Annotated in this window: 9 protein-coding genes; 2 read left to right on the top strand and 7 right to left on the bottom strand. The window is 65.5% G+C overall.

Translation table 11 applies throughout. The features are described 5' to 3' along the window. Window positions 1–5: 5 nt before the first annotated feature. From IIB36_05000 to IIB36_04980, 5 genes are read right to left on the bottom strand one after another with little or no spacing between them, the layout of a single operon-like run. Complete coding sequence (locus tag IIB36_05000; protein ID MCH7531107.1) at window positions 6–836, bottom strand: PKD domain-containing protein; 831 nt, start codon at window positions 834–836, stop codon at window positions 6–8. Window positions 837–874: 38 nt separating this feature from the next. Next, window positions 875–1891: an ArsA family ATPase gene (locus IIB36_04995; GenBank protein ID MCH7531106.1), complete on the bottom strand. Its 1017-nt coding sequence runs from the start codon at window positions 1889–1891 to the stop codon at window positions 875–877. Between the two features lie 34 nt (window positions 1892–1925). Further along, a complete protein-coding gene (locus IIB36_04990; protein MCH7531105.1) occupies window positions 1926–2189 on the bottom strand; it encodes a DNA helicase in 264 nt (87 codons plus the stop codon). Continuing rightward, a complete protein-coding gene (locus tag IIB36_04985; protein MCH7531104.1) occupies window positions 2176–2625 on the bottom strand; it encodes a hypothetical protein in 450 nt (149 codons plus the stop codon). The genes IIB36_04990 and IIB36_04985 overlap by 14 nt, the downstream gene beginning before the upstream one ends. A gap of 9 nt (window positions 2626–2634) precedes the next feature. Next, the gene (locus IIB36_04980) at window positions 2635–4326 is read right to left on the bottom strand and encodes a carbon starvation protein A (GenBank protein MCH7531103.1); all 1692 of its coding nucleotides are present in this window, start codon (window positions 4324–4326) and stop codon (window positions 2635–2637) included. Window positions 4327–4705: 379 nt separating this feature from the next. Here IIB36_04980 and IIB36_04975 point away from each other — a divergent pair, with 379 nt between their 5' ends. Beyond that, complete coding sequence (locus IIB36_04975) at window positions 4706–7918, top strand: TonB-dependent receptor (protein ID MCH7531102.1); 3213 nt, start codon at window positions 4706–4708, stop codon at window positions 7916–7918. Next, the gene (locus IIB36_04970; protein ID MCH7531101.1) at window positions 7918–9507 is read left to right on the top strand and encodes a hypothetical protein; all 1590 of its coding nucleotides are present in this window, start codon (window positions 7918–7920) and stop codon (window positions 9505–9507) included. The genes IIB36_04975 and IIB36_04970 overlap by 1 nt, the downstream gene beginning before the upstream one ends. Window positions 9508–9609: 102 nt before the next feature. Here the strand turns inward: IIB36_04970 and IIB36_04965 are convergent, their stop codons facing one another. Both IIB36_04965 and IIB36_04960 read right to left on the bottom strand, forming a co-directional pair. Further along, a complete protein-coding gene (locus IIB36_04965; protein ID MCH7531100.1) occupies window positions 9610–10770 on the bottom strand; it encodes a DUF3179 domain-containing protein in 1161 nt (386 codons plus the stop codon). A gap of 129 nt (window positions 10771–10899) precedes the next feature. Then, entirely contained in the window at window positions 10900–11892 is a 993-nt protein-coding gene (locus IIB36_04960) for a TonB family protein (protein MCH7531099.1), read from the bottom strand. Window positions 11893–11961: the final 69 nt, after the last annotated feature.

Genomic DNA, 11961 nt, shown 5'->3' with positions numbered 1-11961 from the left:
CCTTGTTATCGCGTGACCGTCACCGGTACGTATCCGTTCGTCCAACAACAGTGGTATTCGAAAGACGTCGTCGAGTAGATCGACTGTACACGGACGAGGTACTCTCCGGGCTCGCTGAATCTCGCCGTCGTGGTCGCCATTCCGTCCGCTCGCTCCACTTGGATCTCGGACTCGCCGAACTCCACCTGGCCGGGCCCTTGGTGCACCGTCCACCCCACCCAACTCGTCGGCGCGGGGTGGTCGACCCAGACCGTGAGAGTGAGCGGATCTCCGACGGCCACCGTGCGCGGCGATGCCGTGAGGCCGGTCCGACCCTGGAACTCGGGTCCGTCCTCTTCGAGCTTGAGCACGGGCGCCACGATGCCTCGGCCCCCGCTCTCCGGCTCGTCCAAGTAATAGGGTGGAAGCAGCTTGCCCGGGGTTGAGAGCGCCTCGCCACGAGTGCGCAGCGTCCAAACCACCCGCTTCTGCCCGAAGTCCTCGGGCACAGTGACGGTGAAGACGCAAAAGTGCCGTCGGTAGTTCGCTTCCGGCACGCGGTCGAAGTGCGTCGGCTGCATGCCGTCGAACTCGCTCGGCACAATGAAGTTGTCCGCGCCGAGAGGCACGTCGACGGCCTCTTCGGTATTGAGGTTGAAGTATCCGAAACAGATCCCGTACGAACCGTCAGGGTTCTCGTACCAGCCCTCGTAGAGGGGGACGACAACTTGGCCGGACGGCCGAAGCAACTGCTCGTTGAAAGCCCGCCTCTCTTGCGGGATCACCTGCGCCTCGCCTGCCGCCGCGAACAAGAATGCGGCACTCACGAGACCGACTGACGGACGCCACCACTGCATTCGACCCTCCCGAATCCGACTCTCCGGCTCGAGCCAGGTTAGTGCGTTGGCCGTGGGGAGGCCAGATACCCCCCCACCTCCCTGATCGCCTCGATCCCTACCACGTCGCGCGACAACAGCGGCACCCTCACGCGGGGGAGCTCGGCGAAACTTCGGTCCACGCGCTCCAGGTATTCGGCTTCCTGCGCGCGCCGGCTCTCCAGGAAGTCACCCAGTGGCACGTCGGGCAGCACCCGGTTCACCACCACTCCGGCCACCGGGACTTTGTGGTTGCGGAGGACCTCGAGCGTCTTTTCGCTCTCGAGAATAGGGAGCTTCTCTGGGATGAGGACGAGCACGAAGGCAGTCACCTCGGGGTCCAGCAGGAGCCGTCTGGCTCGGGAGAACCGGCGCCGGCGCTCCAACAGCACTTCGCGGATCTTCCGAGTGCGCTCGTCCCCGCGGGCCTCCTTGACGTCGTCGAACCAGGAGAGGTCGTCGCCGCTGGACTCCTTGCGTCGCTGGAGCCGGTCCACCGCCTTGCCCAGAGAATCGGACCGGTCGCGGCTCCGGAGCAGCCCCTCGGTCCACGCCGCCATGATCTCCGGGAGCGCGAGCAAACGAAGCGTGTGGCCCGTGGGAGCTGTGTCGAAGATGACGCGATCGTGCCGCTGGGGCCCCTCGTCCATGAGAGCCGTCACACGATCCATCAGCGCGGCCTCCTCGGCGCCGGGTGAGTGGCGGGTCAGCTCAATTTGACGCTCGATCTCGGAGTACATGGCCGGTTGCACGTACTGCCTCATCGTTGCCTTCACGCGAGCGAGGTAGCTCTCCACTTCCGCCTCCGGATCGATCTCCAGAGCGTGAAGCCCGGGCAAGATCTCGCGCTCTCGGTCGCCGATGGACATCCCGAACAGGTCTCCCAGAGAGTGCGCGGGGTCGGTCGATACCAGGAGGATCCGCTCACCCGCTTCGGCCATGCTCACGGCGAGGGCTCCAGCGGCGGTGCTCTTTCCCACGCCGCCTTTGCCGCCCACGAAGAGGATCGAGCGGCCCGCCAGATCGAGATGGGTCATGGACAGGTGGGCGTCCTAGTGGACTGGCGGTCGGCTAGCAGCAGCGAAAGTGCTCGAATGGGGAGTGATCCATGCCCATGCGGATGTGCCACTCGTGGAAACCCTCGTACAAGAGGGGCAGCAGCTCCAGCGTGTAGTAGCTCGACGGGTTTTCGATCCCCATCATCTCCGAGAAGACCAGGAGCATGAAGAGGTCGTCCTCATCTCGGCGCTCCCGCGCGAGCGCCCCGCGGTGACGGACCTCGTAGAACTCTCTGACGAGCTCCCCAGCCCGCGCCAGCCGTTCACGCCACCCCACCCACGACCTCCTCCCGCTCAGACGGTGGATCCCCCAGCGCGGCATACACCTTGGCGGGGTCGGGCCACCGCCCCCGGGCCAGGAGGCGTCCGTTCACGACGACCGTATTCACCTTGAGACGGAACAGCGTGCGCAGCGCGTCCAGAATGCCGACGTGGTGGGCGCGCGCGTCACGCAGAAGCAGGGCGATGACGGAAATGAGGTTTCGTGGATCCACCACCGTGATCTCGAGCGCGGCGCCGTAGCGCGAGCGGAGGTCTCGGTACAGGGGGCCCATGGCCTCCATCACCGCGCGCCGCTCGGGGAAACATCGCTCTCCCCTTTGCAGCAGGAAGTCGCCCTCCAACCGGCCGCAGCATCCGGAGGAGGACATCTGGGTCTCCCACTCCCGGATCAGTATGACGCTCGGCCGGGCGATCGCTTCCGTATTTCGCATGATTCGTTTCTACCGCGCCAGCGCGCCGGGGTTCACCCGGCGGCGCGCTCGCGCGGCCTTCCGCAGCGCGGTCAGCGACTCGAGGGCCACCCAGATCGTGGTCGCGAGGATCACGACGTCGAGCGTGACCAGGAAGTAGCTGCCCAGCTCCCAGAAGGCCCGGAGCTGCCAGAGCAGCGCGAGCACCGTCATGCCGAGGATGAAGACCATGGGGGCGAGTGTGTAGATCGTGGGCCGCCCCTTCTTGAGAAGGAAGACGCTCAGTACGAGCAGCGTGAGTCCGGCCAGGAGCTGATTGGTGGTGCCGAACAAGGGCCAGATGACGAGGCCCCCCGTTCCGGCTCCACCCCCCGCTCCGAAGGCCAGGACCAGGCAGCTGCCAACCGCCAAGCCGGTGGACAGCCCCTTCCCCGTGAGCGCCGGGATATCGTAGATCGTCCCCCACTCCTGAACGATGTAGCGCTGTAGCCGGACCCCCGTGTCCATCGTCGTGGCGGCGAAGAGGATCGCCATTACCGCCAGGAGCGTCTCGCCGTACTCGATCGGTAGCCCGAGACCAGCAGCGAGGATGCCCCCGCCGCCTTGCACGAACGCCAGCAGTCCTCCCGAGGCGAACGAGGTGTAGTAGCTCTGCCAGTCCACCTGCGTAGCAAAGCCCGCAGTGCACGCGATGATCGCCGCTAGGGCCAGGGCGCCCTCGCCCACCGTGCCCAGGAAGCCCACGAAGCGTACGTCCTGCTCGTTGTTGATCTGCTTCGAAGTCGTCCCCGACGACACCAACCCATGGAAGCCGGAGATCGCGCCGCAGGCAATCGTCACGAAGAGCAGCGGGATCATGGGCGGTACGTCGTCCGGGAGCGACGCGTTGATGGCCGGCGCCACCACGGTCGGGTTCGCAAGCAGAACCGCCAGGAAGAAGATGCCCAGCCCGATGAAGAGCTGGAGCCCGTTGATGTAGTCGCGAGGCTGGAGGAGAAGCCAGACCGGGAGCAGCGAAGCGACGGCGGCGTATGCGAACAGGACGAGGACCCACATGCTCGGTGCGCCCAGCCCGAGGACGGTTTCCGGAAGGGTCAGCGGTAGCGCGACGCCCACGAACATCGATCCGTACAGGAGCACGACGCCGATGATGGAAGGCCACAGGAGCGGGACGCCCTTACGGTAGAGCAGGTAGCCGATGGTGATCGCGACGCCGATCACGAACCAGGCCGGGATCACGCTGCTCGGGAAGCTCACGAAGAGCCCGGCGATGATGATGGCGAACACCGCGTTCACCATCAGGAGCAGCAGGAAGATGACGATCATGAAGAGGGAGCGAGCCCTCTTTCCGACCACCACCTCGGTGAGAGCCCCAATGGATTTGCCTTCGTTGCGCACGCTGGCCCAGAGGGCTCCGGCATCGTGGATTCCCGCAAAGAACACCGTCCCCAGCGTGACCCACAGAAACGCGGGCAGCCAACCCCACACCACGGCTATCGCGGGGCCCACGATGGGCGCGGCACCTGCCACGGAAGTGAAGTGGTGTCCCCACAGGACCCACCGGTTGGTGGGCACGAAGTCCACCCCGTCCTCCAGGGTGTGGGCCGGCGTCCGGAAGTCCGAACTCAATTGGAAGACTCGCTCCGAGATGAAGCGCGAGTAGAAGATGTAGCCCACCGTGAACGCCCCGAGCCCAATGGCCATGAGCAGAATCGCGCTCATCTATATCTCCGTCCCGATCGTGGTCCCGTCTCGTCGAGCCCGGCGGACTTCCCGGCCCGACGTGGGACTCCCGCGTGTGGGAGCCGGGGCATTATCCGGGACTGGCGGCAGTCGCGCAAATCGGGGCTACGAGCGAAGGGGTCTCGCGGTAGTGGACGAAGGACCCTTGCACGGTGCCGCTTCAGGTCGTACGCTGTCGTTGAGGCTCTCTATGAGAGTCCCGACTTTTCGTCCATCCATCGGTGGTCGTGCGGCGTAAAACCGTATGACAAGGTGGTACTGACTGATGTGTGTACCCTCCCAGCTCTGGCTGTACGCTGCCCGCTCTATGCGGCGAGGCCGGCTTGTGGGGTCCACCCTCGAGACGGAGGAGTGACCCATGTATCGATTTATCCGTTTGCGTATGACACTAGCTCTGGGGGCGCTGGCAGCCGTGCTGCTTTTCGCGCCGCCCGATCTCGCGGCCCAGGGCGGTTCGATAACCGGTCGAGTCAGCGACAGTCAGACCGGCAACCCGGTGGCCGCGGCACAGGTCTTCATCGCGGAGCTTGATTTGGGCGGGCTGACACGGCAGAACGGCTCGTACCTCCTCCTCAACGTACCCATCGGAACGCATACCCTGACGGTCCAACGGATCGGGTACCGCACGGTCACCGTGCAACTATCGGTGGCGGCTGGCGAGACGATGGCGCAGGACTTCCAGATCACGGAAGAAGCGCTCAGCCTCGACGAGATCATCGTTACCGGAACGCCGGGCGGTACTCAGCGGCGGGCCATCGGGAACACGGTCACCACGGTGGACGTGAGCGACATCGTCCAGAACGTGGCGATCTCGAACATGCAGGACCTGCTGTCCGGACGAACCCCCGGCCTCCAGTTCGCGCGACTGAGCGGAAACGTGGGGACCGGCTCGCCGATCACGATCCGGGGCGTCGGAAGCTTCAGCTTCACGCGCAATCAGCCGCTCGTCTACGTGGACGGCGTCCGGGTCAACAACGACCCGGAAGCGGGCCCCAACCTCGGTAGCGGCGACAACGTGAACGTGCTCGACGACTTCAACCCCGAGGACATCGAGAGCATCGAGATCATCAAGGGACCGGCGGCGGCGAGCCTGTACGGAACCGAGGCGTCGGCCGGTGTGATCCAGATCATCACCAAGAAGGGACGCGAGGGCGCCCCCCAGTTCAACTTCTCGATCAAGCAGGGGACCAACTACCTGAGGAATCCAGCCGGCAGGCTGGGCGACATGTTTACGTGCCCGACGGACCCGAGCCCGGGTCCGACGGACTGCTCAACCGAAGCGGAACTCGCGGGCTACAACATGTACAACGAGGCGAACCGGTATATCCGGGAGGGATACTTCCCCTGGCCTACCGAAAACCTCTATCAGAACGGTCTCAACCAGAGCTACAACGTGGACGTGCGCGGAGGCACGCAGTCGATCCGTTACTTCCTCTCGGCCAATTACGAGGAGGAAGAGGGCATCGTCTGGTACAACAAGGACGAGACGTTCAGGATCCGCGGCAACGTGGGCGTAGTCTTCTCGGACAAGTTCTCGCTCGACATGTCCACAGGGTTCGTGGACGGATACACGAGGTTCGCGGCTCCGACCATCTCCGACGGCGGACTCTGGCAGGACCTGCTCTGGTCCAACGGCTTTTATCTGGACCGCATCAATCCGTTCGACGGGTCCAAGAGCTCGCGCGCCAACGCCCGTCTCGGTGGCTTCCAGGAGCACCTGCCTTCGGACGTGGCCGACATCGAAGCCACGCGGGACTACACGCGCTTCACGGGGTCCGCGACGCTGAACTTCCAGTCCGGTGACTTCGGTTTCGCGGGTATCACGTCTTCGCTCACGCAGCGGCTCGTCGTCGGGATCGACAAGGGCTGGGACACCAACCGGAACCTGTTCCCGTTGGAAGCGGGCCCCGTGCCGGAGAACTTGACCGACTTCAAGGACACTTGGGCGTCGGTGTACTCCGAGACGGTGGACGGGACGATGGTATACGAAAGACCCGTGCAGACGAATCTCAGCTTCGATTACTCGCTCACGCTGGACACCGACGTGAGCGATGCGTGGGGGCTCAAGTCGTCGTTCGGAGCCCAGTACTACGCGGACGAACAGGACTTCTTCGCCAGCAACGGAACCGGCTTCGCTTCGCCGTTGTCGACCACGATCAACCAACTGTCCCCCTCCACGATCACCACCCGCTACGCGCTCGTCCAGAACAGGTCCCTGGGCTTCTACGTCCAGGAAGAGGTGAGCTGGAACGGTCGGATCTTCGTGGTCGGCGCGATGCGCTTCGACGACAACTCGACGTTCGGCGTTGACGCTCCGGCGCAGAAGTACCCGAAGGTCTCGGGCACGTGGGTCGTGTCCGAGGAAAGCTTCTGGAACTTCGACCTGCTCAACTCGCTCCGCGTACGCGGAGCGTGGGGGCAGGCGGGTCGCCAGCCGTCCGCCACCTCCGGCCAGAACATCTACCGGGCGATTCCCGGGCCGGGCGGGACCGCGGCCATCCGGCCGTCGAGCCCGGGCAACCCGGGCATCAAGCCTGAGGTGAGCACGGAGCTCGAGCTGGGCTTCGATGCTGCGCTGTTCGATGATCGCATCTCGGCTGAGGTCACCCATTACTGGCGGAAAGACGAGGACGCGCTGCTGAATATCGCGGTACCGTCGAGCTTCGGCTTCCCGGGCTCGGTCTCGACGAACCTGGGCCGGATCGACAACTGGGGCTGGGAGGCGATCGTCGGCGCCCGGGTCTACGAGAACTCAGCCTTCTCGTTCGACCTCGATCTCGCGGCCGACTATACGAACAACAAGATCATCAGCCTGGGTGCCTACCCGGGCACGACGCGCATCGCGCTCGGCCTGCCGTATCCCAACCACAACGAAGGTGACATCGTGGTGGCTGCGCGCTTCGACCCCGACGGCGACCGCAGGAACCCGTTCGGCCAGAGGATGAGCGCGGAGTGCGACGAGGGCATCAGCTTGGCTCCCGAGGGCGCCGCGGATCCGGAGAAGTGGGGCCGTATCGAGGGCGGCGCGGCTCTGCCCTGCGCAGACATTCCGAACCAGAACATCTACGTCGGCCGGTCGTTCTTTACGAACACCTTCAGCGTGGCACCCAGAATCAGCCTGCTCGGCAACCAGCTTCAGTTCTTCGCGCTGGCCGAGGGCAAGTACGGCAAGACGCACACCGATAACGGCGGCCAGTGGGGCCACGTCTACAACAATACGAAGGCTTCCAGGCTCGAGAACGACCCGATTTGGTCGTACAGTGATGAGCTCAACCCCGGAGGCCAGTTTACCCGCACGAAGACGTATTTCGACGCGGACTTCTGGAAGCTCCGTGAGGTCGGTGCGCGCTTCACGCTGCCGCAGGCGTGGATCGAGGGCATGGGAGCTTCGCGTGCTTCCTTGGCGGTTTCGGCCAGAAACCTGTGGACGATCTGGCAGAGGCAGGACAACATCTACGGGCAGTCGATCGCCGATCCCGAGTACGGCACGTCGTCTCTCTCCGGGACCAGCAACTACTGGGAGACCCCGCCGCTCACGAGCTTGAACCTGACGCTGCGGGTGACGTTCTGATGAGGACGATGACAGGGAAGGGATGGGGGAAGGTCACCGTGGGCCTCAGCCTCGGCCTGTCGCTCGGCGCGCTGAGCGCCTGCGACGAGCTGCTGGAGGTGAGTTTGCCCCACCTGCTCACGGATGCCGCGATCGAGGGGCAGGCGACAGCCGAGACGCAAGTCAACTCGGCGATCGCGCTCTTCGAGTGCGGATATACGGCGTTCGGGCTCATGGGGATGGGCGCCGAGGACCTCATGCAGTCGATCGCGGGCGTGGCGGGCGGCATGCACGTGTACGACAACACGCCCGACACAGGCACGTGTGACTCGAGCTCGTCGAGCGATGCCTGGTTCGACCAGATCATGGGCACCAGGGCCATGCTCACGACTTCGCCGGACCGACTCGTCGCCACGGCGACCGGGGCCGGGAGAGGCGTCTACGACCGGATGCAGGACGAGTGGGAGCTCGGTGCGCCCGGAGAGAGGCTCTCGGCGATCGCCGCGATCTACGTGGCGGCCAGCCTCGGCCACATGGGGGAGTTTCTGTGCGAGGCGGCCATCGACGGTAGCGACCTCTTGACGCCGACCGACATGCTCAACATGGCCGAGAGCTGGATCACGAACAACGCGCTCGGGCATATCGCCAGCTTCGGCGACTTTGCGATGCCGCACGGCATCGCGAGCAGCGCCCAGAGCATGGCGATATCCATGCGGGCGCGGTTCCGTTGGGCGAACGGCAATCTGTCGGGCGCCGCGGCCGACGCCGCGACCATTCCACAGGGCTTCACGGCCTGGGTGACACGAGAGCAGGGGGCCACGCGGAGGAACAAGATCTACCACGCGGCCACGGAGGTGGGTTTCTCCGGCATGCTCGGCATCAACACCTGGTGGAACCCGGCGATCCGACGGCCCAACCCGGCGACGGGCCAGCTGTGGCCCGATCCCATCCCGTTCACGGGGTACTTCTTCTTGGGCATCATGCCCGACGGACGGGCTCTCGAAGCCGGCAACCTTCCGGTTGTGTGGGCGGAGGAGGTTCGGGACGCCAATGGCGATCCGATCTCGACCGGCAATGGCGCGGTGGCGGACAGCCGGGTCCAGCACCACATACAGCCCATCCAGGGCCCGGTGCCGGAGGAAGTGCCTGACAAGTACTCGGCGAACGACGATGACATCGCGTACTCGAGCTGGCAGGAGATGCGGCTCATCGAGGCCGATTTCGCGCACTCGACCGGGAACCTGCAGGGTGCCATCGACTTGGTGAACATTCTCCGGACGCACAGCGGCTTGCCGCTCATTTCGGGGGCGTATCAGACGACGCTCTTGGCCGACGGCACCGCGGTCCGCTCCATGCTCATGGAGGAGAGGAGGAGGGAGTTCTTCGCCGGAGGAGCACGCTACTGGTCGACGAAGATCCAGAACAATGACATTCTCTGGTTCCCCCGGCGCCAGGGAGACACACCGTTCCAGGGGTTCGCCTTGTTGGGTGCGGTCCGGCAACTGTTCGCCGGCGACGAGTACGAGCAGAACCAGTACTTTATCGACAGGGGTGGCTTGGATGCTCGTGGGACCGGCTGTTCGGCCCTCCAGGCTCCCAGGATCAACTGATCGGACGGGAGCTAGTCCGAGTGGCCTGACGAAACGGGCCCGGGGGCGCATCGCCCCCGGGCCCGTTTTGCGCGTGCGTGCGCGAAGTCGACCGGTTTGCGGTTACTCCCAGAGTCGAGTAGTCGGATGGAACGCCGCCCAGGCGCCCCAGAAGGCCGTATGGGTCCGTTCGATGGGTAGCAGGCGGGCTCCCTCCAGCGGACCGGAGACGGCCCGACCTTCGACGGTCCAGCGGCTCCCGGTCCCCTCGTCCTCGAACCCCGAGGGCGTGGCACGCAGAGTCAACGGCTCTCCACCCTCCGTCACCGGCCGAAAGGCCGTTCCGCCCTGGGCTTCATCGCTCCACAGCACGAGCGCGGCGTTGCCCTCGTAGACGAAGTCAACGACCTGGAAGGATCCCTCCCGGTCCGTCAGCGCTCCGAAGGGGAAGGCGATGCCCGCATCCGAGGCGGTCGGGGGAAGGCCCACGACCCTTTCCTTCGAGAACCGCCTCAGGTCCAGCGGCGGCATGGTCGTGGCGGCCCTCCAGTACGGCTCGGTCTCCCGGTAGTTGCCGTAGGGATAGCCGAGCCTGTCGTATTGGAAGAAGATGGGATCGAAGCCCTGGTCCTGGGCGAGCACGCGGGTGGACGGGTGGAGCTCGACCCAGTGGGCCCACTCCATCTCGACGAAGGGGTGCTGGGCGAGCTTCGCTCCGATCCCCGAGCCACAGCGAGCCTCCGCGAGCATCTGGGGCCAGAGGGCTTCGTCGGGCCCGCGCCGATCGAAGAGCACCAGGTTGTTCATGAAGGTGAGGCCCGAGACGCCGAGGGTGGCGCCGCCGACCGACTCGCGATCGAAGACCAGGGACGAGCCGGTGAGGGGGCAGTACGTGATGGCGAGCTGCGGCCCGCTCGGCCCGCCCGGCTCGAGGTTCACGACCTCGTGGTGCCACAGAATGTTGTGGGGGATGGCGTACACCAGTCCGAAGACCTGGATGCCGATGACCCGTGTGTCGGGATCCAGATAGGCCGGTATCGACTCATCGGCCCGCACCCACCGCGGGTTGTCGAGAGATTGGATGCCGCCTCGGGCCGCGGCCGCGATGAGGAAGTCGACGTTCAGGTCGCACCCTTCGAAGCGCGGCGCGTCTCCGGGGTCCTGGAGATCGATCGGAGACTCCACTTGGCAGGCAGCGAGTCCCACGACGGCGAGGGCCACCTGAACGGTGCGGCGGGCGGAAGCGAGGACCGCTCCCGTCGCCCGCTTCATCTCCTTAGGCATCGTCGTGTCCTGGCGGCTTCGCGCCGCGCCGCGGGATCGGGCGCGGGATCGGAGAGGGAGCGGCCTGGCAAACCCCCCCCTGTAATCTCGAATCGGCGAGAGGGAGGCGCGGTTCCCTCTCGCCGACGACTACCAGGGAAAGGCGACAGAGAAAGTTACGGACCTCGATACGGATATGCCCTGTTCGCGGGCGGCGCGAAACACGACGACCTCGTTGAACAGCGCTAGCGCAAACTCGTCCAGGTCGAGGCGTCCGCTGGACTTGCTGATCTCGGCAAACTCCACGGAGCCTCTCTCATCGATCCAAAGCGTCACGCTGACCGACCCCGTCGCCGCGGGATCCAGTGTCCCCCGCCTGTAGCTTCGCTTCAAGAACGCCTCGACCTCCGTCGGATTCCGCACCAGCACCCACACCTCCGGCGTCAAGAGAGCGAGCTGGGGGCGCAGCGCCGCCAATCGGTCGAGGTCCAGTGAGCTCAGCTCGGGCGACGACGGCGGGTCCGGCGTCGAGACCTCGACGCTGATCGCGGGGAGCCCTCCGTCGCTTGCGACAGCACCGGGGTTGGTAGCTTCGCGATTTGCCTCGGCTTCGGCTTCGGGCTCGGGATCGGGCTCAGCTTCGGGGTCGATCTCCTCCTCCACCTCTGGCTTGGGCTCCGCTTCGGGCTGGGGCTCGGCCTGAACGTCGGGTTCGGGATCGGGCTCCGCGACGGAAGGAGAGGGGTCGGCCCCCCCGGCCGGCCGCTCGCGAGGAGTATCCGACCGTTCCACGACGCCTGCGTCGGCTAGCACCCCCCACTCCTGGAGACCGGCCTGGAGATCGGACGGGCCGGGCTCCCCAAGGCCCGACACGGCTGCCAGACGCACACCGCTGAGACTCGACCGGTCCGCGACGAAGGGAGGAAGCCCGAACCCTCGACCGGATTCCAACGACAAGTGGGTGGATGGGAATGAGACCGCCTCCCAACTGGGTCCGAAGATGAAGAGCGCCGCGTGAGCGGCGAAGGCCGCCATCATCGACCACGCTACCCGGGCATTCCAGCGCGCCTTGAAGCGCGCGTTGGCGTTGGCGTTACTGACCCGCACGTGCGTCGGGTCTCGGTCACCGATGGTTGTGCTCATCACATGGGTACTATAACTCGGCACTCGTTGAAGCGCACAAGAACGGTGACGGCGCGCCGACGGCCACAT

It is taken from the genome of Gemmatimonadota bacterium (assembly GCA_022560615.1).
Taxonomy (GTDB): domain Bacteria; phylum Gemmatimonadota; class Gemmatimonadetes; order Longimicrobiales; family Gaopeijiaceae; genus UBA1138.
This window is presented reverse-complemented; position numbering and strand designations above follow the sequence as displayed.

Coding starts and splice junctions, on each gene's coding strand:
- IIB36_04980 (MCH7531103.1), bottom strand. CDS start 4,326: ATGAGCGCGATTCTGCTCATGGCCATTGGGCTCGGGGCGTTCACGGTG.
- IIB36_04960 (MCH7531099.1), bottom strand. CDS start 11,892: ATGAGCACAACCATCGGTGACCGAGACCCGACGCACGTGCGGGTCAGT.
- IIB36_04970 (MCH7531101.1), top strand. CDS start 7,918: ATGAGGACGATGACAGGGAAGGGATGGGGGAAGGTCACCGTGGGCCTC.
- IIB36_04975 (MCH7531102.1), top strand. CDS start 4,706: ATGTATCGATTTATCCGTTTGCGTATGACACTAGCTCTGGGGGCGCTG.
- IIB36_04985 (MCH7531104.1), bottom strand. CDS start 2,625: ATGCGAAATACGGAAGCGATCGCCCGGCCGAGCGTCATACTGATCCGG.
- IIB36_04995 (MCH7531106.1), bottom strand. CDS start 1,891: ATGACCCATCTCGATCTGGCGGGCCGCTCGATCCTCTTCGTGGGCGGC.
- IIB36_05000 (MCH7531107.1), bottom strand. CDS start 836: ATGCAGTGGTGGCGTCCGTCAGTCGGTCTCGTGAGTGCCGCATTCTTG.
- IIB36_04965 (MCH7531100.1), bottom strand. CDS start 10,770: ATGCCTAAGGAGATGAAGCGGGCGACGGGAGCGGTCCTCGCTTCCGCC.